This window comes from Streptomyces sp. NPDC059861 (genome assembly GCF_042731435.1).
GTDB lineage: Bacteria > Actinomycetota > Actinomycetes > Streptomycetales > Streptomycetaceae > Streptomyces.
In genome coordinates, this window is record NZ_JBHWJQ010000034.1 from 1 (window position 1) to 23,363 (window position 23,363).

Below are 23,363 nucleotides of genomic sequence, written 5' to 3' on the forward strand. Positions count from 1 at the left end.
CCACCACGACCTGCGCCCCGGCACCCTTCTCAGGGTGCCGGGGCTCAGGTCGTGGTGCTGGCTCTGTCAGGCCAGATCGTTGCGGACGATGACGCCACGCCAGGACATGCAGGATCCCCCGCCGGAGAGGTAGACCGGTCCCGCGTACGTCGTGTAGTTGCCCGAGTCAACCTTGGCGCTGTAGATGTCGTTGGTTCTTTCCAGCCGGACCATCAGCAGCTCCGGAGAGGAGGTGTCCGGGGTGTCACGAATGGTGACGGCACAGTTGTACCCGTTCGCCGCGTTGTACGTGAGGAACACGGTGCCCATACCGCTGATCCTGGCCGAGTTGACGACCGTATAACCGGAGCCGCAGGCACCGTTGTAGCTTGCCGCGGCGGATACGGCTGGTGCGGCCACGACCCCGGCACCGGTAAAGGCACCGAGCGAGGCGGCAACTGTCGTGATTTTCTTCAGACTGGCAGCGCGCGCCTTCGCACGGCCGGACTCCTGGGGCGAGCGCGATGTCGTGGACAAAGCGCCACCGCGAGGAACTCCCAAGTCGACGGCATGGCAGTGCTGCGAGGTGCTGGCCGCCATGGACGCCATGAACGGCCGCACGCTCGAGCGCCGCATCGCCAAACCGCTGCTTCGGGACGGCTGCATCAACGTCGTCGTCCAGGGCGGCCACCGGGACCGGAGCGTCACCAGCCCCGAGGTCCAGAAGTTCATCACGGCATGACGTAAAGAGGCCCGAAGCCGCAAAAGAAGGTTGCGGATTCGGGCCTCCACCATGTCAGGGGCCAGAGTTGCTCGAAGAACCTCTGTCAGCCGCGCAGTTCCTCCGGCACCGTCCGCTCCCCGTCCACCTTCTCCACCCGCTCCAGCTCCCCCCACACCACGTACCGGTACCTGCTCGTGAAGACCGGGGTGCACGTGGTCAGGGTGATGTACTTGCCGGCCTTCTTGCGGCCGGACTCCTCGGGGATCGGGTCGAGGACCTTGACGTTGTACTTCGAGGTCTCGGGAAGGACGGCGTAGACCTTGTAGACGAACCACTTGTCCTTCGTCTCGAAGACGATCGGGTCGCCCTTCTCGAGCTTGTGGATGTCGTGGAACTTGGCGCCGTGACCGTCCCGGTGGGCGGCGAGCGAGAAGTTGCCGTTCTTGCCGCTGGTGGGCAGGGTCGCCTTCACGGGGTCGGTGTAGTAGCCGGCGACGCCGTTGTTGAGCAGCTCCGGGGACGTGCCCTTCTTGATCAGGATCTCGTCCTTGTTCATCCCGGGCACGTGCAGAAAACCGATGCCGTCCTTGGTGTCCAGCCGGCCGGGGCCGGTGGGCTCGGAGGTGGCCCAGTGGTCGCGGACCCTGTCGCCGTCCTGGTGCGCCTTGCGGTCGGCGAGGACGTTCGTCCACCACAGCGAGTACACGACGAACAAGCCGAGCACGAGGCCCGCGGTGATGAGGAGTTCACCGAAGACGCTGACCGCCATGGCGATCCGCCCGGGTCCGCGGCGCCGTGGCTCGGGAGCCCCGGGAACGGCATCGGTGTGCTCTTCGCGATCGGTGGTCGCTGCCACGTGTCATCTGCCCTTAACTGACGAGCGCATCCGGCTTGCCCTTGCTGCGCGGCCGTTCCTCGACCATCTTGCCCCAGACGATCATCCGGTACTTGCTGGTGAACTCCGGTGTGCACGTCGTCAGGGTGATGTAGCGGCCGGGCTCGGTGAAGCCCGACCCCGGGGGCACCGGGTCGAGCACGCTCACGTTGCTCGGCGAGGTCACCGGCAGGATCGACGCCATGTCGTAGACGAAGTACCTGTCCTGGGTCTCGACGACGATCGGATCGCCCGGCTGGAGCCTGTTGATGTAACGGAAAGGCTCGCCGTGCGTGTTGCGGTGGCCCGCGAGCCCGAAGTTGCCGGTCTTGTCGTCGGGCATCGCCGTCTTCAGCGCGCCCTCGGCGTAGTGACCGACCATGCCCCGGTCGAGCACCTTGTCGCTGTTGGTGCCCTCGGCGATCGGCACGACCACGTCCAGCTTGGGGATGTGCAGCAGCGCGAAGCCCTGCCCCGGCTGGAAGGCGCCCGGGTTGCGCTTGCCGTTCGCCCAGTCGTCCTGGAGCTGGCTGGCCTCGTTCCCCGCCTGCGCGTGCGCCCGGACGTTGGTCCACCACAGCTGGTAGGTGACGAAGAGGAGCATCAGCACGCCGGTGGTGATGAACACCTCGCCGATCAGCCGGCTGGCGATGACCGCGGCGCCGGGCTTGCGCTCCCGCGCGAGCCGGCGGGCCTCGACGCGGGAGAGCGGTCGGCTCCGTCCGCCGCCTTCGGCCTCCCCGGGTGAGCCGGCCTGGCCCGCGGGGTCGGCGTGGGCGCCATGGCGCCCGTGGCGGCGCTTGGCGGCCTTTCTGCGGGCCGCCCGGCCACCCGGAGCGGTCCCGGTCATCCCGGCGCCCGGTGAGGTTCCTGGGGCTCCTGTGACGCCTGCGGCTCGTGCGGTCCTGCCCCGGCCGGCCGCGGTGCCCGTCGCTCCGGGCCCGCCCGGCGGCTCCGGTATCCGCAGGGCCATCGTCTCGTCGTCCACCGGAGCCCCGCCCCTCGGTGAATGGCCCGGCGCACCGCCCACCGGCGCCTCGTACGGCTGCTGCCCGTACCAGTCCCCCAACGCACCCGCCCTCTCGTACGGCTGCTGCCCGTACGAGGAGCCCTGGTCGCCGGCGTCGCCGTAGGCGGCGGTGCCGGACTCGCGCTCGGGGCGCAGCGCGGTCACGCCGTGGCCCTGCCCACCACCGGGGCGAGCCCCGCCGACCTCGCCACCGCGCCCTCGTCGCCGCACTCCGTCAGCCAGTTGGCCAGCATCCTGTGCCCGTGCTCGGTCAGCACCGACTCGGGGTGGAACTGCACGCCCTCGACGGGGAGGTCGCGGTGGCGCAGGCCCATGATGATGCCGTCGTGCGTGCGCGCGGTGACCTCGAGCTCGGCCGGAACCGTGGGTGGCTCGGCGGCCAGGGAGTGGTAGCGGGTCGCGGTGAACGGCGTGGGCAGGCCCGTGAAGACGCCCTTGCCCTCGTGCTCGACCAGCGAGGTCTTGCCGTGCAGCAGCTCGGGCGCTCGGTCCACGACACCGCCGTACGCCACCTGCATGGACTGCATGCCGAGGCAGACGCCGAAGACGGGCACGCCGGTGGTGGCGCAGTGGCGGACCATGTCGATGCAGACGCCGGCCTGCTCGGGCGTGCCGGGGCCGGGTGAGAGCAGCACGCCGTCGAAGCCGTCGCCCGCGTGCGCGGTCGAGACCTCGTCGTTGCGCAGGACCTCGCACTCGGCGCCCAGCTGGTACAGGTACTGGACCAGGTTGAAGACGAAGCTGTCGTAGTTGTCCACGACGAGAATGCGCGCGCTCACTGGTTGTCCACCGTCACATCGTTGAAGGGCAGCAGCGGTTCGGCCCAGGGAAAGACGTACTGGAACAGGACGTAGACCGCGGCCAGGATCAGCACCAGTGAGATCAACGCCTTGATCCACGCGTTTCCCGGCAGATGCCGCCAGATCCAGCCGTACATGCCGTCCCTTCCGTCGCACCACGGCACCAGAAACTCACGCCGTACGCCACCAGACTAACGGCGCAGGGCGGCTGGTTTCCCGGCCTCCACAGGCTGTGTGGAATCCAGATGTGCCCAGACGATCAGGCGGTGGCTGTGGCCCCACTCCGGTTCGCAGGTGGTGAGGGTCAGATAGCGGCCCGGCCGTGTGTACCCCGACTTACGTGGCAGCGGGTCGATCACCTCAATGTCCGTCGGAACGGTCTTGTACGGCCCCTTGTCGATCCGGTACGTGAACCAGGTCGTCCCGTCCGTCAGCACCACCGCGTCACCGGGCCGCAGCCGCGGAAAGTCCTTGAAGGGATCGCCGTACGTGCGCCGGTGCCCGGCGACGGAGAAGTTGCCCTTCTGTCCGAGCTGCGCGGTACCGGCGTAGTGTCCGAGGCCCTTCTTCAAGGTGCCGGTGCCGGTGCCTTCGAGCACGGGCTTGTTCCACGTGAAACCGAGCCGCGGGATGTACATGATCGCGAAGGCCCGGCCGTCCTCGTACGCCGTCGGCTTCGGGGGCGCGGCGGGGGCGCCCGGGGCCCCCGTGTCCGTCGGGCGGACCTCGCCCTGGGCCCACTGCCCTTCGAGCCGGTCGATCTCGTCGTCCATGACGGTGTCGGCCCTCACGCCGGTCCAGAAGAGCACGTGGACGACGAACAGCACGATCACGGTGCCGACGGTGATGCACAGTTCGCTGACGGTCCTGACGACTAGGCGCACCGGCGGCTCCTGGGAAGGCGCTCACTCCATGGGCTGGGCGTACCGCAGATCCACTGTGCCGGAGTAGCCGGGCAGAGTCACCGTGCCGTTCTCCTCGACTTTCCAGCCGAGGCCGTACACGTTGACGTACACCATGTAGTTCTGGATCGACGGGGAGGCGGAGAGCGCCTGCTGGAGCTTCTCGGGATCCCCGACCGCGGTGATCTTGTACGGCGGTGAGTAGACGCGGCCCTGGAGGATCAGGGTGTTGCCCACGCAGCGCACGGCGCTGGTGGAGATCAGCCGCTGGTCCATGACCTTGATGCCCTTGGCGCCGCCCTGCCAGAGGGCGTTCACCACGGCCTGCAGGTCCTGCTGGTGGATGACCAGGTAGTCGGGCTGGGGCTCGGGGTAGCCGGGGAGCTTGGCGGTGGCGTTCGGCGGCGCGTCGTCCAGGGTCACCGAGATCGCCTCTCCGGTGAGCTTGTGGGTCCCGGCCTCCTTCTCCAGGGCGGCGAGCTTGTCGTCCTCCGCCTTGGTGCTGCCGTCGCCCCGGTCGGCCAGGGACTCCACGTCCTCACGCAGGGCGGCGTTGGCCTCGCCGAGCTCGCCGTTGTTGCGGCTGCGTTCGTGGATCAGGTCCGAGAGCTTCAGCAGGGACGCGTCCGTGCGGATGTTGGTGCCCTTGGCCGTGTGGAAGCTGGTGAAGAAAATGAGGCCCGCGAGAGCGAAGACGGCCGCTGTGAGGAGCCGCACGGGCCGGAAGGCCCCTCGGCGCTCAGTGCTGGATCCCGTCCCGGGGGAGTCGGCAGAATTGCTCAACGTACCCTTATCTCCTTCGGCGCCACGGAAGCACTACGCTAACGGACGCCCGGGGGAGCGCTCAGTGTCCCCTTGTACGCTGCCCCGAGCCCGACCCAGTTCCCTGCGCGGCCACGCAGCGCATCGACAGGAGAGACCCTCGTGCCGAAGTCACGTATCCGCAAGAAGGCCGACTACACGCCGCCGCCCTCGAAGCAGGCGACCAGCATCAAGCTGACGAACCGTGCGTGGGTCGCACCGGTCATGCTCGCCCTGTTCCTCGTCGGCCTGGCCTGGATCGTCGTCTTCTATGTGACCAACAGTTCGCTGCCCATCGAGTCGCTGGGCAACTGGAACATCGTGGTCGGCTTCGGCTTCATCGCGGCCGGATTCGGCGTCTCCACGCAGTGGAAGTAGCCGGTCTCCGCCCGGTGACGTGGTCCGTGGAAGGGCAGGCCACCGGGCGGTGAACGGAGTTCTGACCATGGCTATCCGCTGAGTTATCCACAGCCCGGGGAGAATTTCCACACCTGACCTGGGGAAAAGACGACGATCTGTGGATAACCCATCGGACGTTGACGCCGGTACGACCGTCACACCATCCCCCGAATGCTTGTTCGCCCCCTGCCTGACCTGCGGAAACACCGGTCTGCGACAGGGGGCACATGCTTTCCCGCACAGTATGCGCAAGATCCGGCACACGCTGTGGACAACTGCCGAGCTCAGTGGATAACCCTCGGGCTCAACTGAGCTGGGCCGTTCGCAGCAGCGTCACACCGACCACCACGGCCAGCATCAGCGCGCAGACGCCGTACTGCACCAGGGCCCGGCGCTCACGCGGGGCGTGCACCATCGCGTAGCCGATGAACAGACCGCCGACCAGGCCGCCGATGTGGGCCTGCCAGGCGATGCCGCCCACCGCGAACGTGAAGATCAGGTTGATCGCCAGCAGCGCCAGGACGGGCCGCAGATCGTAGTTCAGCCGACGCATCAGGACGGCCGTCGCGCCGAAGAGCCCGAAGACCGCGCCGGAGGCACCGAGCGAGGCGGTCGTGGGGGCTTCCAGCAGGAAGGTCAGGGCGCTGCCCGAGAGGCCGGAGATGAAGTACAGCGTGAGGTAGCGGACCCGGCCGAGGGCCGCTTCCAGGGGGCCGCCGAGCCACCAGAGGCTGAGCATGTTGAACGCGATGTGCCAGATCGCCTCGTGCGTGAACATCGAGGTGACCAGGCGATACCACTCGCCCTCGACCACGCCCTCCGTCGGGCCCCAGGGGGCCGGCGGCCACTCGCCGATCAGCACCAGGCTGCTCAGCACCGACGGGCGTGCCTGGACGAGGAGGAACACCGCGAGGTTGATCCCGATCAGGATCTTGGTGATCAGCCGGGGATCGGCTGCGACGGTGCCGCCCGCAAGGGTGCGGGGGCGGGAGGCGCTCGGCGCGTGACCGGTGCCGGCGGCGCCGCGGACACATTCGGGGCACTGGAAACCGACGGAGGCACTGACCATGCAATCGGGGCATATCGGACGATCACAGCGCGTGCAGCGCACACCGGTCTCGCGGCCCGGGTGGCGATAGCAGACAGGCGCGCTCTGTGCGTCCGGCTGACTGCCCTGCGCCTGGTCCATGAGCTCCCCTAAGTCGTCGTGGCACTGCAACGCCCCGCTCATCTCTACGGACGAGCGGGGCGTTTGGTTCCCCACCGGGAGGTCTCGGGCCCCTCTGCGGGGGCCCGACCTCGGCACTGACGGGGACCGAGCCCGTGCGTGATCTCGGGGGCCCCGCGGGGCCTCGTGGGACTCAAGCCTCGCGGGCTCAGGCCTCGCGGGACTCGACGACGACCGACTCGATGACGACGTCGTTGAGCGGGCGGTCGGTGCGGGGGTTGGTCTGGGCGCCCGCGATGGTGTCCACGACCTTCTGGCTGGCCGCGTCGGTGACCTCGCCGAAGATGGTGTGCTTGCGGTTCAGCCAGGCCGTCGGGGAGACGGTGATGAAGAACTGCGAGCCGTTGGTGCCCGGGCCGGCGTTCGCCATGGCCAGCAGGTACGGCTTGTCGAACTGCAGGTCCGGGTGGAACTCGTCCCCGAACTCGTAGCCCGGGCCGCCCGTGCCGTTGCCCAACGGGTCACCGCCCTGGATCATGAAGCCGCTGATGACCCGGTGGAAGACCGTGCCGTCGTACAGCTTGTCCGTGGACTTCTGACCCGTCGCGGGGTTGGTCCACTCCCGCTCGCCATTGGCGAGCTCGACGAAGTTCTTGACCGTGTTCGGCGCCTGGTTCGGGAACAGCCGAACCGCGATGTCGCCGTGGTTGGTCTTCAGGGTGGCGTAAAGCTGCTCAGCCACGATCTGCCTTCCGTTGTCTTCCTGTGACTCCACGATCCTCGCACGGTCCACGCCCGGCGTCGCCCGACGCCCACCGACAGCCGCGTATCCGGGCGTCCCGCTTGCGGAATTCCTGCCTAGTCGCCCCGTGACACGGGCGCTGAGCCCCGATCCGTGGCATTGTCGACGACAAGCTCCTGTTGCCCCTTGTTCATCGTTCATCCGCTATTGCACCGCAATCGTGACCCGGATGCCCGCCCTCGCATGCCGCATCGCTCTCCGACATGCATGATCCGTAAAAGGGTGGAAAGTCGAAATACCGTACGCCACCGAGGAGGAGGAAACCCGTGACCCGCATCGACAGCGTGCGCGCCGCGACCGGCTCGGCGAGGGACAGCGTGCTGCACGCCGCGGAAGTGGTGGCGCCCTACGCCGACACGGCCAAGGACCGGGCCGCGCACTACGCACACGAGGCACGCGTACGGCTCGCGCCCAAGGTGTCGCAGGCCACTGGGCAGGCTCGCGTCCAGTACGCGTCGCATCTCGCGCCGCACGTGGAGCAGGCCCGCTACCAGGTCCGCTCGCATGTGCCGCCGAAGGTCGACCACGCCGCCCATGAGGCCGCCGCCCGCGCCCGCGAGGCCGCACGTCAGGCCGCCGACTACTCCCTGCCGAGGATCGAGCAGGCAGTGGCCGCGGCCGGGCCCGTCAAGGACGAGGCCGCGGCCCGGGGTACGGCCGCACTGGCCGCGCTGCGCGGCCAGGTCTCGCCCAAGGAGATCCAGAAACTCGTCCGCAAGCACGAGCGCCGGGCCAAGGCCGGCCGGGCCGTGAAGGTGCTGGCCGTGGTCGGTGTCCTCGCGGGCGGCGCCTTCGCCGCCTGGAAGTGGTGGGACAAGCAGGCCAACCCCGACTGGCTGGTCGAGCCCCCTGCCGCGACCGAGGTCTCCGAATCCGGCCGGCTCACGTCGGTGGACGGCAGCGGTCAGTCCGTCCTGGACCCCGAGGTACAGGCCAAGCAGGCCGAGGACGAGGCCGCAAACCGCGACGACCGCGGCTGAGCCGAGATCGCCAGCAACTGTGGGGCGGGTGACCTGAGGGTCGCCCGCCCCACAATGATGTTTCACGTGGAACCAACTGAGCTCTGCGGTCAAGGACTTGGTGAGGGCGGGGTGCTGTGTCCGCAGGAGGAGAGTGATCGCGGATGCAATGGTGAGCAGGACTCATGCCTCGTCACGGTACGGCTGCGGGGATCAGCGGGGGGAGTTTGCGCAAACTGGGCGCCGCTCGGCTGGGACTCGCGTCGGCTGAGTCCGGGGCCGCCTGAGTCCGGGGTCGGCTGAGTCCGGGGCCGGCTGATTCTCGGGCGGCCGGGCTCTGCCTGTCTCCGGGTCGCGGACGGGCGAGGGCGATCAGGGCCGGAGGGTGGGGGGCGGGCGTGAGGCCGATCACCGGGGCAGGGCGCCTCCGCCGAGCAGGGATGCCCAAGGGGGCAGCCGCCGGGTAAGGCTGCCGAGCTGGTTCGGCGCCGCGGACATCGGATCGATCAGAGACGAACGAGGGCGCGCCCCCTGCCGGAGTGCGGCCGGTCCCTCCCAACGAAAAGAAAGCCCCCTGAACCGCGTTTCCGCAGTTCAGAGGGCTTTCGTGGTGTGGAGCCTAGGGGAGTCGAACCCCTGACATCTGCCATGCAAAGACAGCGCTCTACCAACTGAGCTAAGGCCCCGGGAAGAGGGACATCCGCCGGAAGTACCGCGTACCGGCAGCGCCGCAGACCAGAGTAGCGGGTCACCCCCGGCATCTCGCAAAAAGATTGGGGGGTCCCCGTGAACGACCACTCTCCGTAAGATGCTCGGCGTGGTTCGCGACAGCGAACCGCCGTTTTAGGGGAAGCGATGGGGAGACGCAATGGACGCCGCACAGCAGGAAGCCACCGCAAGAGCGCGGGAACTGCAGCGGAACTGGTACGGGGAGCCGCTGGGGGCGCTCTTCCGTAAGCTCATCGACGATCTTGGCCTCAACCAGGCTCGTCTCGCGGGGGTGCTGGGACTGTCCGCACCGATGCTGTCCCAGCTGATGAGCGGTCAGCGGGCGAAGATCGGCAATCCGGCCGTGGTCCAGCGGGTGCAGTTGCTCCAGGACCTGGCCGCACAGGTGGCGGACGGCAGTGTGAGCGCGGCCGAGGCCACCGACCGGATGGACGAGATCAAGAAGTCCCAGGGGGGCTCGGTGCTCAGCAACACCACACATACGACGAACAGTTCGGGAGCGCCGACGGTCAAGCGGGTGGTCCGTGAGATCCAGTCCCTGCTGCGGTCCGTGGCCGCCGCGGGAGACATCATCGACGCCGCGGACACCCTCGCCCCGACCCACCCTGAGCTGGCAGAGTTCCTCCGGGTGTACGGCGCAGGCCGCACTTCCGACGCCGTCGCGCACTACCAGTCGCACCAGAGCTGAACCGGGGGCCCGTCGAGGGGCAGGCAACGGGGGAAGCCTGCACTGAACTGGGACTGAAGGGGACCGCAGGGGGAGGAGCGGCGCACAGCGATGGGTGAGATCTTCGCCGGGCGTTACGAGTTGGTCGACCCGATCGGACGCGGAGGAGTGGGCGCCGTGTGGCGCGCCTGGGACCACCGCCGCCGTCGTTATGTGGCCGCCAAGGTGCTGCAACAGCGCGACGCGCACTCCCTGCTGCGCTTCGTCCGCGAGCAGGCACTGCGGATCGATCACCCCCATGTCCTCGCACCGGCCAGCTGGGCCGCCGACGACGACAAGGTCCTGTTCACCATGGACCTGGTCGCCGGCGGTTCGCTGGTCCATGTCGTCGGGGACTACGGTCCCCTGCCGCCGTCCTTCGTCTGCACCCTCCTCGACCAGCTCCTGTCGGGCCTGGCCGCGGTGCACGCGGAAGACGTCGTGCACCGTGACATCAAGCCCGCCAACGTCCTGCTGGAAGCCACCGGCACCGGGCGGCCGCGGCTGCGGCTGTCCGACTTCGGGATAGCCATGCGGCTGGGCGAACCGCGTCTGACCGAGACCAACCTCGTGGTGGGGACGCCCGGGTATCTCGCGCCCGAGCAGATGATGGGCGCGGAACCGGACTTCCCGGCCGACCTGTTCGCCGTCGGGCTGGTCGCCCTGTATCTGCTGGAGGGCGCCAAGCCGGATGCCAAGGCGCTCGTCCAGTACTTCGCCGAGCACGGGACACCGGGTGCGCCCGCAGGCATTCCGGAGCCGCTGTGGCAGGTCGTGGCCTCGCTGTTGCAGCCGGATCCGGTGGCTCGGTTCCGCACGGCCACGGGGGCGCGGAAGGCGCTCGCCGCCGCGGCCGAGCTGCTGCCGGAGTCTGGCCCTGACGACGAGCAGATCGAGATCTTCGACCAGGTCGGGCCACTGCCCCAGGGGTTCGGGGCGAGCGGGCCGCTCACGCCGGGGGGTGGGGCTCGGGCGGTGGAGTCGGCCGAGGCCTCGCGAGGCGGAAGCGGTGGTCGGGCGCCCGAGGGCTCGCTCCGAGGGGACGGCTCCGCACCGCACGAGGTGGCGCGGGCGGCAGGCGACGGCCCTTCGCCCGAAGGCTCGCTCCGAGGGGACGGCTCCGCACCGCCCGAAGGATTCCCTCCAGGGGGAGGCTCCGTACCGGCCGAAGACCCGCGTCCGGGCAACGCTTCCCTGCCGCCCGAGGTAGCGCGAGCGGGCAGCGGTCCGATGGCCCCCGAGGGACCGCAGCTGAGCAGCGGCGGTTCGCTGCCGCCCGGCGTGACGGACGGCCACGCATCCGAGGACCCGTGGCCCGGCACGGCTTCCGTGACAGGCCGGGCCGGCGCCATGGACGTACCCACTGATCCCCGGCATCAGCCGGCGGCGCCCGCGCAGCCGGCCGGCATGTCCGACACCGGCAGCTTCCACCTCCCCCCGCCTCAGCCGACGGTCACCACTCGCCGATCCCCCGCAGAGCCCCGAGGGCAGCACCAGCAGCAGCACGGCACACAGCAACCCCAGCACTACCCAGAGCCCCAGTCCTCCCCAAGACCACAGCACCCTTCCCTCGCCTCCCCCCAGCCGCACGCGCCGCGCCATCCCAGCTCGGCGCCCCTCCAGGCCCCCTCGATGTCACCGCAGCGCGCTGATGTCTCTACTGCTTCGTACACCGCTCAAGGCCCGCAGGTTCCGCCTTCGGTGCCCTCGATTTCACGACCGCCCGCCGGACATCGCCGGGCCGGCCGACGCGCCGCCCGGCGCCCCGGCCCACCCGCCAAGGCGGTGGTCCCACTGCTCCTGCTCGCGCTGTTCTGCTACGCCGTGGGGTTCTGGGCGCTGACCCGCATCTGACGGGCACCGGTATCCGGCCCCCCGGCCCGCGGCCCTCCGCCCCGGCCTCGCCAGGCCCGCGGCCCCCCGCCCGGCCTCGCCAGGCCCGCGGCCCCCCGCCCGGCCTGCCATGGACGCCATCACGCCGCCGCCTACCCGCCCACACGCCTGACCGGCCACCCGAGAAACCGGCGACCCGACTCCCGACTGCCCGGCAGCCCGCCTACCCCGCGCCCCCCGTCCTCCTCCGCGTCGCAGCCGTCCACGCACCGAGCCCAACGAGAATCAGGCTGCCCGCTCCGATCCCGCCCACGGCGAGGGCCGTCATGGCCCCGTCACCGCCGTCTCTCTCCCCCGCACCACCGACCGCGGCCCCCGGACCGCCGCCCAGGCCCCCTCCCCGCACGGCGAACAGGCCCTCCGGCACGGACTGCCCTGCATAGCCGGGCCCGCCCTGCGCGTCCCCCTTCATCCCCACCCGCAACGTCAGCCCGAAGGGCCCGTCGCCGAACTTCTCGGTCACCTCCGCGGAGAGGTGCACGACGAGGTAATAGGAGCCCGCGAAGCGCATCGCGCTCACACGGCCGGTGAAGGAGTGACGGTTGGCGTGGTCGACCGGCGGAAGCGGAGCCAGGGCGGCGGTCCGCTGCTTGCCGTCGTAGCCGACGCTCTTGTCCGCGACGAAGGCGCGCACCGGGTTGTAGAGGGAGAAGTCCAGCGCGCTGCTCACGTAGCCGGAATCTGCGGAGGCCGTGCCGAGCTCGGCCGTGGCGGACACTTGCCGTCCCCAGTCGACCGGGACCTCGTAGAAGAGCGTCTGCCCGGGTGCGATGTCGTCGGTCCAGACGCCCTGCCCCAGGGAGGCCGCCGTAGCGAAACCGGCGCCGCCCCGGCGCCGTTGGGGCTCGTCCGTGGGCGGTGCGGGCGTGCCGGAGTCCCAGTCCTGAGGCGCCTCCGTGGCACCGCCCTGCGCCAGCCCGGGCTCCTGAACCGCGGTGAGCTCCAGATCCCAGTCGGCCGGCGCGAAGTCCGCCGTCCCGGCGCGTTCGACGACCACGTAATACGTGCCCGCGCCCTGGCAGCGAGTCCCGCCGGCCTCTCGCGAGCCCCCTGCCGCGATCGGATGCGGGCTGCGGGCGGCCCCGAAGGTGGTCGTCTCGGACGAGCAGGACCTGCCGTCGGCGTCCTGCACGGACACCTTGATGCCCTCGATCGCGGAGACGGTGGCGTCCGGGTCGGGTACGGCGGTGGCGGAGACGTACGCGTTCGAGGTGGCGTCGAGTACGAGGCGGTAGTACGCCTCGCCGCTGCCCGGCAGGGTGCTCCGGTACGTACGGCCTGGCTCCAGGCGTACGGCGTCGGTGGTACCCCCGGCGGCGGGGACCGTCCGGGCGTCTTCCGCGAACGCATAGGAGGAGGGCGACAAAGATGACCCGGACGCGGAGGACGACCCACTCGGCGTCGCCCCAGCAGCAACGGCAACCCCGGAAAGTCCCGGAAGCCCCGATTGTCCCGAAAGCCCTACCAGCCCCACCGCACCCGGCAGCACCAACAGCACCCCCGGCAGCCCCCCAGCCACCGCGCGCCCCCACGCTGTACACCGCCGCCCGATCACGTGCAACCCACCCCCGGGAGTTCCGACCTCGAATCGTCCGTGCCTGGCACATCCTGCCCCGCGGGTCCCTCGGCGAGCACCCGCATACACGCAAAACCCCGACCGCGAGGCGGCCGGGGTCTGTTCAGATTCGGTTGTCGGTACTCACGAACCCGTGGGCACGGAGTCAGTCGCCTCCGTCCACAGATCCTGCTCGGCGCGATCCGCCTGGATCTGGCGGTACACGAGGAGCCCGCCGATGGCGGCCAGTGCGACCAGGAGAAGCTTCTTCACCGCGCGACCTCGTCTTTCCTTGACGTAGGGGACCTCTGGCGCCCGACTATACACACCGGCCGATATCGATCGGTGACCTGCGTGGGCGCCCCAACTTCCCACCGGAACCGCGCACTAGAAGCGGAGCCGGAAGCGCACTCAGAGCGGACGACGCCACCCCGATCCGGGGGTGATCACCTCCTCACGGACGGTGAAACTTGCCCCGTCTTCGCCGCCTCCCTCCCCCTTTCAGGGCTTTTCGGACCTCTTGCGTCCATCCGGGTGGTGTTCATCGGAAGATCCACGCGCCGTGGGCGTTGGTCCAACACTTCGCGAGCCTCATACACATCATGAGGAAAGTACGCAAATCGCCCAACCCGAAAGTGAGGGGCCATGGCCCGGAACTCGGTCATGAAACTGTGGAACGTCCTCGTCACCGCCTTTCTCGCGCTGTTCACGGCGCTCGGACTCATCACCACCTCCGCCTCGGCGGCAGTACCGCAGCCCGAGCCGGCTCGCAACAGCGCCGCGAGCATCACACTGCCGACGACGATGTCTCCCTGGGCCTGGGTACATGCCAGGTCACTGCCCCCCACGATGAAACAGCGCATCCGGGCCGAGGCTCACGGAAAGTCCCCGAGCTGCCGGAACCGCCCGCTCGCCGAGACCGACCAGACCGCTTCCGCCGACGCCCCGGAGACCGCCACCGCCGCGCGGACCGACGACTGCGACGCGGAGACACCCCTCGCTTCCGGCCCCGAGTCGATGCCCCTCCAGCGCTGAGGTCGCCGTAGCGCCTCCTCTTATCCCTTCTGCTCCTCCTGCTCCCCCCACCCCTTCCATCCCTCTCTCTTCACCCTGTCGTCGCGGCGAACTTGCGTACCCCGCGTCCAAGCCGAGGCCCGGCCACTCCCCACAGTGGCCGGGCCTTCGTGTTGCCCGCCCGCGCCCCCTCCGGACGCGGCACCCCTGCCGACCCGTCTCCTGCCGACCCGTCTCCTGCCGAGCACCTTCTTGTCGTTCATCCCCCCTGCCACATCACCGCCCCTGCGGCAACCGCAGCGCCAGCCCGTCGAGGACCACCTCCAGGCCGTACGCGAACTTGTCGTCCCGCAGCGCGGCAGGATCCGTGCCGGCGGCCACGGCGTCCTCATGCCCGGTGGCAACGAGGTGGGCGTGGGGGGCAGTGGCCTCCTGGGCTGCGGGCATGAGGCGGGCGATGAAGTCGGCCTCGGTCTCGCCGGAGCGGGCGACCGTGATGAGCCAGGCCGCCTCGGTCGAGCTCATGCCGATGACGTACGACAGCAGGGTGTCGATGGCCCGGCTCGGCTCCGCGAACCCCGCGCCCGCGAACAGCGCGGCGAGCCGCTCGGAGAACGACATCAGGTTCGGTCCGAGGTAGGCGAGGCCGGCCTGGCCCAGCACCGAGGACAGCCAGGGGTGCCGTAGGGCCGTCGTACGGAAGGACTGCGCGGCTTCCGTCACGGCCGCGCGCCAGTCGGGGCTGTCGGCCGGCGGTACGTGGATCTCGGCGGCGGCCTCGTCGACGGCCAGCTCCATCAGCTCGTCCTTGGTGGCGACATGCCGGTACAGGGAGGTCGCGGCGGCGTTCAGGCGGGCGCCGAGCTTGCGCATGCTGAGCGCGTCGACGCCCTCGGTGTCCAGGACCTCGACCGCCGCACGGACGATCGCGTCCCTGCTCAAGGCGGGCTGGTCCGGTTCGCTCCGCTGCCGGGCCCACACCGACGGGATCGGCTTCGAGTCGGACTTCTTGCTGGTCCTGGCTGCCATGGCGCTCCTCGGGTGGCTCCGTGCGTACGGCGTGCGCATCAAGCGTACAGAAACCTTCCCTTGCGAACACTGTTCCGTTCTGCGTACAGTGTTCGCACACGCAGGAACGCTGTACGCAGAGACGGCGAAAGCAGAGCCCGAACCCGGAAGGAACGGCCATGGAAACCCGTAATCCGCGCCGCTGGTGGATCCTCGTCGTGCTCTGCCTGAGCACGCTGGTCCTGGTGGTCGACAGCATGGCGCTGACCGTCGCGGTGCCCTCGATGACGGAGGACATCGGCGCGAGCGCCCAGGACACCCAGTGGATCCTGGACTCCTACATCCTGGTCTTCGCGGGTCTCCTGCTCACCTCGGGCAGTCTCGGCGACCGCTTCGGCCGCCGGAAGGTGATGCTGATCGGCCTGGTGCTCTTCGGCGCGGCATCACTGGCCGCGACCTACTGCGACAACCCCGGCGAGGTCATCGCCGCGCGCATCGCGATGGGGGTCGGCGGCGCGCTGATCATGCCCTCAACGCTGTCGATCCTCATCACCGTCTTCGACGAGGACGAGCGCGGCAGGGCGATGGCGGCCTGGGGCTCGGTGTCGATGCTCGGTCTGGTCGGCAGCCCGGTGCTGGGCGGCGTACTGATCGACCACTTCTCCTGGCAGTCCATCTTTCTGATCAACGTCCCGGTCGTCGTCCTCGCGGTCATCGCCGGTCTGACCCTGATGCCGGAGTCCCGGGCGCCGTGGCAGAAGCCGGACCCGCTCGGCGCGCTGCTCTCCGCCGTCGGCATGACCGCGCTGGTCTGGTGGATCATCGAGATCCCGCAGCACGGCGCCTTCGAGGGCCGCTCCGCCGTCACCGTGACCATCGCCGCCGTCGCCCTGATCGGCTTTGTGATCTGGGAGAACGTCACGCCTTCCCCGATGGTGCCGCTCGTTCTGTTCAAGCACCGCAACTTCAGCGGCGGTTCGCTCTCCCTCGCCCTGGTCCAGATCGGCAACGGCGGCCTGCTGCTGGTGCTGACCCAGTACCTCCAGTTCGTACTCGGTTACTCGCCGATCAAGGCGGGCCTCGCCTTCCTTCCGATGGCCGTCGCCGCCCTCGTCGGCAACGGGGCCGGGGTCAAGCTCGCAGAGAAGATCGGCAATCGTTTCGTCATCCTGGCCGGCATGCTCGTCATGGCCGCGTCCTTCGGCCTGCTGGCCACGGTCTCGGCCGACACCGGCTTCACCGTCCCGGCGGTCGCCCTCGCCCTCCTGGGCCTCGGCGCCGGCCTCGCGATGCCGGCCGCGGTCGCCGCCCTGATGGGCACCATCCCCGCCGACAAGGCCGGCGTCGGCTCGGCCCTCAACGACACCATCCAGCAGGCCGGCACGGCCCTCGGCATCGCCATCCTCGGCACCCTCCTCGCCGGCGGCTACGGCGACGCCATGCCGGCCGACGCCCCCGAACAGGCCAAGCAGTCCATCACCGGCGCCCTCGCCACCACCGACCCCGCCCTGATCCACACGGCCCGCGAGGCCTTCACCTCCTCCATGTCCACGACGTTCACGCTGAGCGCGATCGGCGTCCTGACCGCCGCTCTCCTCGCCACGCTGGTCATGCGCGACCGCGGGCCGAGCAGCCCGGCCGACCCGGCCCCGGCCCAGCACCCGGCCAAGGAACCGGAGCTGCTCACCTGAGCCGACCGGAACGGGACTGCGGCGGGCGCTTCCTCCAGCGGGAGGCGCCCGCCGTACGTCGTAGGTCTCCAGCAGGTGCGCCGCGCATGGGCACGCCTCCCCAGGCCGGCTCTGGGAAAATCGGTACGACGACCCCCACGACGGCCGCCCCTACGCCGCCCCCGTCACGTGGAGAGGAACGCCCGTGGACTTCGACGCTGTCGCCGACGAGCTGTACGGGCTGCGGCCGGAGCACTTCACGACCGCCCGCGACACCCACGCGGCGGCGGCCCGCAAGGCCGGTGACCGCGCCCTCGCCGAGAGGATCGGCAAGCTGCGCCGGCCGAGCCTGTCGGCATGGGCCGGCAACCTCCTGGTCCGTGAGCAGCCGGACGAGGTCGAACCACTGCTACGACTCGGGGAGGGCCTGCGCCAGGCACACCACGACCTGGACGGCGCCCAACTGCGCGAACTCATGCGCCGGCAACGGGTCCTGGTCAGCACCCTGTCCCGCCAGGCCGCCCAACTCGCCGCACAGGCAGGCCGCCCGATCACGCCGGACGCCCAACGGGAGGTCGAGAACACCCTGCAGGCCGTCCTCGCCGACCCGGACGCGGCCCGGCAGTGGGCCGCGGGCAGGCTGGTCAAACCGCTCGACGCCGCTGTCGGCTTCCCGGCGGTCGCACAGGATGCCGTACGGCCCGCTCCTGCCGTGTCCGAGGCGCCACCGCCGACCGCCCGCCGCGAGCGCGCGGCGGACGAGACCAGGCGGGAGCGCCTGACGAAGGCGCGCGAGGAGGCCGGCACCGCCGAGAACGACCTCCGGGCCGCGGAAGAGGAGGCAACGGTGGCCGCCCACGACGCGCAGAGCGCCAAGAACCACACCGACCAGCTGAGACAGCGCGTCAGCAGCCTGGCCGAGGAGCTGGAGCGGGCAGAGGAGGAGCACCGGCAGGCCGCCGCGGCCGAACGTCAGGCCAGGGAGCGCACCCGCTTCGCCGACCGCCGCGTGAGCGAGGCCCGACGCCGGGCCAGGAGTGCGGCCGCTCGTGTGGAACGGCTGACGGCAGAAGGCCGCTGAGGCCTGCCGCAGCCCGTCCGGGCGATGATCACTCGGTCCGGCCGAACTCCGCAGACCCGGACGGCACAGAAGACCCGGCAGACGCCGAAGACACGGAAGCCACGGAAGCCACGGTGGACGCAGGCACCGAAGGCGCGGGTGTCGCGGCAGGCACAGCAAGCGCGCGTGGCACCGAGGCCCGCGCACCCCGCCGGCCCGCAACCCGGCATCCGAGGCACCCCGCATGCCCCGCCCGCGCGCCCGCATCACGAACCCGCACCCCCCACTGATCCTTGGGCCGCGGCCCGGGCGGCTTCCCCCACCCGGCGAGATGCAGGCCCCAGGTGAGGAGTGCGGCCACGACCACGACGCCCGCCCCCAGCCAGAGCCCCGGCCGCCACCCGCACACACCGACGCCCAGAACCGCGCACCCCACCGTGGCAACGGCGACCCCCGACCACCCGGCGATGGTGTGCCCCTCGTCAAACTGATGTCCACCCACGTCTGTCACCCCTCGGCCACGTCCGTCAATGCCTACACTGCCTTAGCAGGTAAGCAATTTAACTTAGAAACTAAGGGATTTCCATGGAGGGCTCGCCCCAACCCCCCGCGCCCGTCTGGGCCGCGATCAACGCGATGGACGACTTCGTGGCGACGGCCATGTTCGGCCAGCAGGAGTTCGCCCGGCACCTGGGCCTGAGCGTCACTGACCTCATCTGCTTCGCGTACGTCCTCCAGGCCGGCCCCGACTCCCCCCTCACCGCCGGCGACCTGGCAGAGCGCGCGCACGTCACGACGGGCGCCGTGACCGGCATCCTGAACCGCCTGGAGCGCGGCGGATTCGTGACGCGGCAGCCGGACCCCGCCGACCGCCGCCGCGTGCGCGTGGCCGCCGTCCCGGCCGCCGCCGAGCGCGTACGCGCCATCTACGAGCCGTACTACGTGCTCCTGGCGGACCTCTTCACGCGCTACACGCCGGACGAGATCGCCCTGATCGCCGACTGGTTCACCCGCGCCGGCACGCTGGCACGCACGTACCTGGGGGAGTCCCGCGAGGGCACGCGCGCCGACCCCGGCGCTCGGTGATCAGGGCCCTCAGCGGGGTCCCCGCCGTGGCGGACGCAACAAGGCCCACATGGCAAGCCACTGGGCGTGGTGTCCGAATCGCCCGGCGATCCGCCGAGCCGTGGAGCGGCGCAGCGTGCACAGCCATACGTAGCTGGTCAGGGAGACACAAAGCGCTCCCCAACTCTGCCTGCACAACGTCCAGACCGACGGATCCCGGCCGGTACCCAGGTAGAGCGACCACAGCACGAGCGAGGCCAGTCCCAGCGCGACCAGGCCGGCCCTGAACACCTGACCACGAATCGCCCACCGGGAAGCCCAGAAGCCGACCGGAATCTGGATCACGACATGCAGCATCAGGAACCAGATCATCTGGCCCAGTACTTCGAGATGGCTTCGGCCGGACCCGGCCGGAATCAGGAGGAAGCCGACGAACAGCACCATGCCGCTCACGTGCATGGCGGCGATGTTCAGTGGAACGTGCCACGCCCCGACCCAGTGACGCTCGCTGTCACCCACCCGCACCGCGACCTCCCCTGAGTCGTGGCCGCCCCCGCTGTCACGTACCAAAAACCCCCGATCCAGGTGGACCGGGGGTCTTCGTGCTGGTGGGGCTAACAGGATTTGAACCTGTGGCCTCATCCTTATCAGGGATGCGCTCTAACCAACTGAGCTATAGCCCCGCCGCGCTCTGCGGTGTGTGTCCCGCGCGCTGACTCCTGAAGATTAGCGCACGACTGCGGCACTCCCAAAATCGATAGTCGCAGGACGTTTAGGAGACCGTCACTCGTCCTCTGCCAGCGTCAGCTCCACCCCGCCGACGAAGCCCGCGGAGAGGTTGTAGATGAACGCGCCGAGCGTCGCCAGCGCCGTCGCCAGGACGACGTCGATGACCGCGATGATCGCCGTGAACATCAGGACGTTGGGCAGCGACAGGAACGCCTGCAGGTCGAAGCCGTTCGACTCGTTCGAGCCGGTCGCCTCGGAGATCGTGCCGCCGACCGTGGAGAAGACGCCCATCGCGTCCATGACCATCCACAGCACCGCAGAGGCCACGATCGTGCAGATGCCCAGCGCGATGGAGAGCAGGAAGCTGACCTTCATCACCGACCACGGGTCGGCCTTGGCCACCCGCAGCCGCGCCTTGCGCACCCGCGGCGTGGTGCGCGCGCCGGTGCGCGGCCGGCGTACCGCGTTCCCGGCCCCGGGCGCGGCCGGGTAGGCCTGCGGCGGGTGGTACGGCCCGGAGGCCTGCTGCTCGGCGTGCCGCTCGCCGGGCAACGGGGAAGCCGTCTGCTGGGCGCCCGCCGGCTGCGGCTGGGCGCCCGCTGGGGCGGCCGGGCCCGCTCCAGCCGCGTAGTGCTGGGTCTGCGGGCCACGGGTGTCCGTCACAGTTCCCCCCTGGGATCCATGAGTGTCGGGCGAGTTCGAGGGTGTCTGGGCATCCTTCGCGGGCGACTTGATCGCCCGCAACTGGGTGGTGTGCGGGTCCGTCGCAGACGCGGCGGAGCCACGGCCGCCGCCGTCCGTCTCCGCGCCGGTCGAACTACCGGCCGGGATACCGGTCGATCCGGCGCCCGTGGCTCCGCTCACGCTGACTCACTCCTCGTGCTACTCGGCCGAGGGCGCCTCGCCCTCGTCCGTGCCGGTGGTGACAGCACCCTCGGCGGAGTCGTCGACAGCCAGATCGCCGTCGACCTCTTCCGCCTCGCGTCCCGCCTCGGCGTTACGAGCGATACCGACCACGGCATCGCGCTTGCCCAGATTGATCAGTTGGACGCCCATGGTGTCACGGCCCGTCTCCCTGACCTCGTTGACTCGCGTGCGAATCACACCGCCGGACAGCGTGATGGCGAGGATCTCGTCGGTCTCCTCGACCACCAGCGCGCCGACGAGCGAACCACGGTCCTCGACGATCTTGGCAGCCTTGATGCCGAGGCCGCCGCGACCCTGGACGCGGTACTCGTCGACGACGGTCCGCTTCGCGTACCCGCCGTCTGTGGCAGTGAACACGAACGTACCGGGTCGAACAACATTCATCGAGAGCAGTTCGTCCCCCTCGCGGAAACTCATGCCCTTCACACCGGATGTCGCACGTCCCATCGGGCGAAGCGACTCGTCCGTCGCGGTGAACCTGATCGACTGCGCCTTCCTGCTGATCAGCAGGAGATCGTCGTCCGGCGAAACGAGTTCGGCCCCGATCAGTTCGTCGTCGGATCCGTCCTCCCGCTCGCGCAGATTGATCGCGATGACACCACCCGAACGCGGGGAGTCGTAGTCCTTGAGCGAGGTCTTCTTCACCAGGCCGCCCTTGGTCGCCAGGACCAGGTAAGGCGCCGCCTCGTAGTCACGGATCGCGAGGATCTCGGCGATCGCCTCGTCCGGCTGGAAGGCGAGCAGGTTCGCGACGTGCTGCCCGCGCGCGTCGCGGCCGGCGTCCGGCAGCTCGTAGGCCTTCGCCCGGTAGACACGGCCCTTGTTGGTGAAGAACAGCAGCCAGTGGTGCGTGGTGGAGACGAAGAAGTGGTCGACGATGTCGTCTTCCTTCAGCTTCGTGCCGCGCACGCCCTTGCCGCCGCGCTTCTGCGCCCGGTAGTCGTCCGTCTTGGTGCGCTTGACGTAGCCGCCGCGCGAGACCGTGACGACGATGTCCTCCTCGGCGATCAGGTCCTCGATGGACATGTCACCGTCGTAGGGCACCAGCATGGTCTTGCGGTCGTCGCCGTACTTCTCGACGATCGCGGCGAGCTCCTCGCTGACGATGCCGCGCTGGCGGACCGGCGAGGCCAGGATCTCGTTGTACTCGGTGATCTTCGCCTGGAGTTCGTCGTGCTCCTGGACGATCTTCTGGCGCTCCAGGGCGGCGAGCCGGCGCAGCTGCATCTCCAGGATGGCGTTGGCCTGGATCTCGTCGATCTCCAGCAGCTGCATCAGGCCCGTGCGCGCGATGTCGACCGTGTCGCTGGCCCGGATGAGGGCGATGACGTCGTCGATGGCGTCCAGTGCCTTCAGGAGGCCGCGCAGGATGTGCGCCCGCTCCTCGGCCTTGCGCAGCCGGAAGCGCGTACGGCGGACGACGACCTCGATCTGGTGCGTCACCCAGTGGCGGATGAACGCGTCCAGCGACAGCGTGCGCGGCACCCCGTCGACCAGCGCCAGCATGTTGGCGCCGAAGTTCGACTGCAGGTCGGTGTGCTTGTAGAGGTTGTTCAGCACGACCTTGGCGACCGCGTCCCGCTTGAGGACGATGACGAGCCGCTGGCCGGTACGGGAGCTGGTCTCGTCGCGCACATCGGCGATGCCGCCGATCTTGCCGTCCTTCACCAGGTCGGCGATCTTCTGCGCGAGGTTGTCGGGGTTGGTCTGGTAGGGCAGCTCCGTGACCACCAGGCACTGGCGGCCCTGGATCTCCTCGACCTCGACCACCGCGCGCATCGTGATGGAGCCACGACCCGTGCGGTACGCCTCCTCGATGCCCTTGCGGCCCACCACCAGGGCGCCGGTCGGGAAGTCGGGGCCCTTGATGCGCTCGATGAGCGCGTCCAGCAGCTCCTCGTGGCTGGCCTCGGGGTGCTCCAGGTACCACTGGGCACCGGAGGCGACCTCGCGCAGGTTGTGCGGCGGGATGTTGGTCGCCATGCCGACCGCGATACCGGCCGAGCCGTTGATCAGCAGGTTCGGGAAGCGGGCGGGCAGGACGGTCGGCTCCTGGGAGCGGCCGTCGTAGTTGTCCGTGAAGTCGACGGTCTCCTCGTCGATGTCGCGGACCATCTCCATCGACAGCGGCGCCATCTTGCACTCGGTGTAGCGCATGGCCGCCGCCGGGTCGTTGCCCGGCGAGCCGAAGTTGCCGTTGGAGTCGACGAGCGGCATGCGCATCGCCCACGGCTGGGCGAGGCGGACCAAGGCGTCGTAGATGGAGCTGTCGCCGTGCGGGTGGTAGTTGCCCATGACGTCGCCCACGACGCGCGCGCACTTGTAGAAGCCGCGCTCGGGGCGGTAGCCGCCGTCGTACATCGCGTACAGGACGCGGCGGTGGACGGGCTTGAGGCCGTCCCGGACGTCCGGCAGCGCGCGGGAGACGATGACGGACATCGCGTAGTCGAGGTAGGAGCGCTGCATCTCCGTCTCGAGCCCGACGGGCTCGACGCGGAGGACCTGGCCCTCGGCCTCAGGCGTGACAGGGCCAGAGGAAGTGTTGGGGGTCTCGTCGGCCATAGCTGGT

General features: G+C 69.8%; 25 protein-coding genes and 2 tRNA genes. 9 read left to right on the top strand and 18 right to left on the bottom strand.

The features are described 5' to 3' along the window. Positions 1-66: 66 nt before the first annotated feature. Positions 67-579 (bottom strand): spore-associated protein A, encoded by a 513-nt coding sequence (locus tag ACFV6X_RS26310; RefSeq protein ID WP_385387372.1) that lies wholly within the window; start codon positions 577-579, stop codon positions 67-69. Between ACFV6X_RS26310 and ACFV6X_RS26315 the strand changes: the two genes are divergently transcribed. Continuing rightward, positions 578-721 carry a hypothetical protein gene (locus tag ACFV6X_RS26315; RefSeq protein WP_385387374.1) on the top strand — a complete coding sequence of 48 codons (144 nt, stop codon included), beginning with the start codon at positions 578-580 and terminating at the stop codon, positions 719-721. The genes ACFV6X_RS26310 and ACFV6X_RS26315 overlap by 2 nt on opposite strands. Before the next feature lie 85 nt (positions 722-806). Here the strand turns inward: ACFV6X_RS26315 and ACFV6X_RS26320 are convergent, their stop codons facing one another. Genes ACFV6X_RS26320 through ACFV6X_RS26345 form a run of 6 tightly spaced genes read right to left on the bottom strand, consistent with a single transcriptional unit; the run spans position 807 to position 5,092 of the window. Further along, the gene (locus tag ACFV6X_RS26320) at positions 807-1,559 is read right to left on the bottom strand and encodes a class E sortase (protein WP_385387376.1); all 753 of its coding nucleotides are present in this window, start codon (positions 1,557-1,559) and stop codon (positions 807-809) included. Between the two features lie 13 nt (positions 1,560-1,572). Beyond that, positions 1,573-2,751: a class E sortase gene (locus ACFV6X_RS26325; protein WP_385387378.1), complete on the bottom strand. Its 1,179-nt coding sequence runs from the start codon at positions 2,749-2,751 to the stop codon at positions 1,573-1,575. Next, positions 2,748-3,386: an aminodeoxychorismate/anthranilate synthase component II gene (locus tag ACFV6X_RS26330; RefSeq protein ID WP_385387380.1), complete on the bottom strand. Its 639-nt coding sequence runs from the start codon at positions 3,384-3,386 to the stop codon at positions 2,748-2,750. The genes ACFV6X_RS26325 and ACFV6X_RS26330 overlap by 4 nt, the downstream gene beginning before the upstream one ends. Continuing rightward, on the bottom strand, positions 3,383-3,544 hold the full coding sequence (locus tag ACFV6X_RS26335; protein WP_365457347.1) for a hypothetical protein: 162 nt from the start codon (positions 3,542-3,544) through the stop codon (positions 3,383-3,385). Before ACFV6X_RS26335 ends, ACFV6X_RS26330 begins: the two co-directional genes overlap by 4 nt. Positions 3,545-3,598: 54 nt before the next feature. Next, the gene (locus ACFV6X_RS26340; protein ID WP_385387382.1) at positions 3,599-4,291 is read right to left on the bottom strand and encodes a class E sortase; all 693 of its coding nucleotides are present in this window, start codon (positions 4,289-4,291) and stop codon (positions 3,599-3,601) included. 21 nt (positions 4,292-4,312) lie between these two features. Then, positions 4,313-5,092, bottom strand: coding sequence for a DUF881 domain-containing protein (locus ACFV6X_RS26345; protein ID WP_385387384.1), 780 nt, complete (start codon positions 5,090-5,092; stop codon positions 4,313-4,315). A gap of 141 nt (positions 5,093-5,233) precedes the next feature. Here ACFV6X_RS26345 and crgA point away from each other — a divergent pair, with 141 nt between their 5' ends. After that, positions 5,234-5,488, top strand: a complete 255-nt coding sequence (gene crgA, locus ACFV6X_RS26350) for a cell division protein CrgA (protein WP_365457356.1) — start codon at positions 5,234-5,236, stop codon at positions 5,486-5,488. Between the two features lie 325 nt (positions 5,489-5,813). Here crgA and ACFV6X_RS26355 read toward each other — a convergent pair whose 3' ends face one another. Continuing rightward, positions 5,814-6,698, bottom strand: coding sequence for a rhomboid family intramembrane serine protease (locus ACFV6X_RS26355; RefSeq protein WP_385387386.1), 885 nt, complete (start codon positions 6,696-6,698; stop codon positions 5,814-5,816). A gap of 187 nt (positions 6,699-6,885) precedes the next feature. Beyond that, positions 6,886-7,419 carry a peptidylprolyl isomerase gene (locus ACFV6X_RS26360; RefSeq protein WP_385387388.1) on the bottom strand — a complete coding sequence of 178 codons (534 nt, stop codon included), beginning with the start codon at positions 7,417-7,419 and terminating at the stop codon, positions 6,886-6,888. A gap of 326 nt (positions 7,420-7,745) precedes the next feature. Here ACFV6X_RS26360 and ACFV6X_RS26365 point away from each other — a divergent pair, with 326 nt between their 5' ends. Then, the gene (locus tag ACFV6X_RS26365) at positions 7,746-8,459 is read left to right on the top strand and encodes a DUF5324 family protein (protein WP_385387390.1); all 714 of its coding nucleotides are present in this window, start codon (positions 7,746-7,748) and stop codon (positions 8,457-8,459) included. Between the two features lie 592 nt (positions 8,460-9,051). On the opposite strand, the gene ACFV6X_RS26370 is transcribed toward ACFV6X_RS26365, so the two are convergent. Next, positions 9,052-9,124: transfer RNA gene (locus ACFV6X_RS26370), tRNA-Ala, on the bottom strand. Positions 9,125-9,306: 182 nt separating this feature from the next. On the opposite strand from ACFV6X_RS26370, the gene ACFV6X_RS26375 reads away from it, so the two are divergent. Together ACFV6X_RS26375 and ACFV6X_RS26380 are read left to right on the top strand one after the other, a co-directional pair. Then, on the top strand, positions 9,307-9,855 hold the full coding sequence (locus ACFV6X_RS26375; protein WP_365449609.1) for a DNA-binding protein: 549 nt from the start codon (positions 9,307-9,309) through the stop codon (positions 9,853-9,855). A gap of 90 nt (positions 9,856-9,945) precedes the next feature. Continuing rightward, positions 9,946-11,727 carry a protein kinase gene (locus ACFV6X_RS26380; RefSeq protein ID WP_385387393.1) on the top strand — a complete coding sequence of 594 codons (1,782 nt, stop codon included), beginning with the start codon at positions 9,946-9,948 and terminating at the stop codon, positions 11,725-11,727. A gap of 202 nt (positions 11,728-11,929) precedes the next feature. On the opposite strand, the gene ACFV6X_RS26385 is transcribed toward ACFV6X_RS26380, so the two are convergent. Together ACFV6X_RS26385 and ACFV6X_RS26390 are read right to left on the bottom strand one after the other, a co-directional pair. Then, positions 11,930-13,318, bottom strand: coding sequence for a hypothetical protein (locus tag ACFV6X_RS26385; RefSeq protein ID WP_385387501.1), 1,389 nt, complete (start codon positions 13,316-13,318; stop codon positions 11,930-11,932). Positions 13,319-13,465: 147 nt separating this feature from the next. Continuing rightward, positions 13,466-13,594 (bottom strand): DLW-39 family protein, encoded by a 129-nt coding sequence (locus ACFV6X_RS26390; RefSeq protein ID WP_003999697.1) that lies wholly within the window; start codon positions 13,592-13,594, stop codon positions 13,466-13,468. 372 nt (positions 13,595-13,966) lie between these two features. Between ACFV6X_RS26390 and ACFV6X_RS26395 the strand changes: the two genes are divergently transcribed. Continuing rightward, a complete protein-coding gene (locus tag ACFV6X_RS26395) occupies positions 13,967-14,356 on the top strand; it encodes a DUF6344 domain-containing protein (RefSeq protein WP_385387395.1) in 390 nt (129 codons plus the stop codon). A 255-nt stretch (positions 14,357-14,611) separates the two neighbouring features. On the opposite strand, the gene ACFV6X_RS26400 is transcribed toward ACFV6X_RS26395, so the two are convergent. Continuing rightward, on the bottom strand, positions 14,612-15,364 hold the full coding sequence (locus ACFV6X_RS26400; RefSeq protein ID WP_385387397.1) for a TetR/AcrR family transcriptional regulator: 753 nt from the start codon (positions 15,362-15,364) through the stop codon (positions 14,612-14,614). 158 nt (positions 15,365-15,522) lie between these two features. On the opposite strand from ACFV6X_RS26400, the gene ACFV6X_RS26405 reads away from it, so the two are divergent. Further along, complete coding sequence (locus ACFV6X_RS26405; RefSeq protein ID WP_385387399.1) at positions 15,523-17,034, top strand: MFS transporter; 1,512 nt, start codon at positions 15,523-15,525, stop codon at positions 17,032-17,034. A 184-nt stretch (positions 17,035-17,218) separates the two neighbouring features. Then, positions 17,219-18,094: a hypothetical protein gene (locus ACFV6X_RS26410; RefSeq protein ID WP_385387401.1), complete on the top strand. Its 876-nt coding sequence runs from the start codon at positions 17,219-17,221 to the stop codon at positions 18,092-18,094. A 28-nt stretch (positions 18,095-18,122) separates the two neighbouring features. Here the strand turns inward: ACFV6X_RS26410 and ACFV6X_RS26415 are convergent, their stop codons facing one another. Next, positions 18,123-18,575 carry an HGxxPAAW family protein gene (locus tag ACFV6X_RS26415; protein ID WP_385387403.1) on the bottom strand — a complete coding sequence of 151 codons (453 nt, stop codon included), beginning with the start codon at positions 18,573-18,575 and terminating at the stop codon, positions 18,123-18,125. Positions 18,576-18,658: 83 nt separating this feature from the next. Here ACFV6X_RS26415 and ACFV6X_RS26420 point away from each other — a divergent pair, with 83 nt between their 5' ends. Continuing rightward, positions 18,659-19,159, top strand: a complete 501-nt coding sequence (locus ACFV6X_RS26420) for a MarR family winged helix-turn-helix transcriptional regulator (RefSeq protein WP_385387405.1) — start codon at positions 18,659-18,661, stop codon at positions 19,157-19,159. Positions 19,160-19,168: 9 nt separating this feature from the next. Here ACFV6X_RS26420 and ACFV6X_RS26425 read toward each other — a convergent pair whose 3' ends face one another. The 4 genes from ACFV6X_RS26425 to gyrA all read right to left on the bottom strand — a co-directional run bounded on the left by ACFV6X_RS26425 (position 19,169) and on the right by gyrA (position 23,356). Further along, positions 19,169-19,657, bottom strand: coding sequence for a hypothetical protein (locus tag ACFV6X_RS26425; RefSeq protein ID WP_385387407.1), 489 nt, complete (start codon positions 19,655-19,657; stop codon positions 19,169-19,171). An 87-nt stretch (positions 19,658-19,744) separates the two neighbouring features. After that, a tRNA-Ile gene (locus ACFV6X_RS26430) sits at positions 19,745-19,821 on the bottom strand. Positions 19,822-19,921: 100 nt separating this feature from the next. After that, on the bottom strand, positions 19,922-20,731 hold the full coding sequence (locus ACFV6X_RS26435) for a DUF3566 domain-containing protein (RefSeq protein WP_365449593.1): 810 nt from the start codon (positions 20,729-20,731) through the stop codon (positions 19,922-19,924). 18 nt (positions 20,732-20,749) lie between these two features. Continuing rightward, a complete protein-coding gene (gene gyrA / locus ACFV6X_RS26440; protein ID WP_385387409.1) occupies positions 20,750-23,356 on the bottom strand; it encodes a DNA gyrase subunit A in 2,607 nt (868 codons plus the stop codon). Between the last annotated feature and the right edge of the window lie 7 nt (positions 23,357-23,363).

Excerpts from the sequence above, each read along its gene's own strand:
- ACFV6X_RS26395 (WP_385387395.1), top strand. The coding sequence starts at position 13,967 with ATGGCCCGGAACTCGGTCATGAAACTGTGGAACGTCCTCGTCACCGCC.
- ACFV6X_RS26315 (WP_385387374.1), top strand. The coding sequence starts at position 578 with ATGGACGCCATGAACGGCCGCACGCTCGAGCGCCGCATCGCCAAACCG.
- gyrA (WP_385387409.1), bottom strand. The coding sequence starts at position 23,356 with ATGGCCGACGAGACCCCCAACACTTCCTCTGGCCCTGTCACGCCTGAG.
- ACFV6X_RS26375 (WP_365449609.1), top strand. The coding sequence starts at position 9,307 with ATGGACGCCGCACAGCAGGAAGCCACCGCAAGAGCGCGGGAACTGCAG.
- ACFV6X_RS26355 (WP_385387386.1), bottom strand. The coding sequence starts at position 6,698 with ATGGACCAGGCGCAGGGCAGTCAGCCGGACGCACAGAGCGCGCCTGTC.
- ACFV6X_RS26420 (WP_385387405.1), top strand. The coding sequence starts at position 18,659 with ATGGAGGGCTCGCCCCAACCCCCCGCGCCCGTCTGGGCCGCGATCAAC.
- ACFV6X_RS26335 (WP_365457347.1), bottom strand. The coding sequence starts at position 3,544 with ATGTACGGCTGGATCTGGCGGCATCTGCCGGGAAACGCGTGGATCAAG.
- ACFV6X_RS26405 (WP_385387399.1), top strand. The coding sequence starts at position 15,523 with ATGGAAACCCGTAATCCGCGCCGCTGGTGGATCCTCGTCGTGCTCTGC.
- ACFV6X_RS26310 (WP_385387372.1), bottom strand. The coding sequence starts at position 579 with ATGGCGGCCAGCACCTCGCAGCACTGCCATGCCGTCGACTTGGGAGTT.
- ACFV6X_RS26400 (WP_385387397.1), bottom strand. The coding sequence starts at position 15,364 with ATGGCAGCCAGGACCAGCAAGAAGTCCGACTCGAAGCCGATCCCGTCG.
- ACFV6X_RS26380 (WP_385387393.1), top strand. The coding sequence starts at position 9,946 with ATGGGTGAGATCTTCGCCGGGCGTTACGAGTTGGTCGACCCGATCGGA.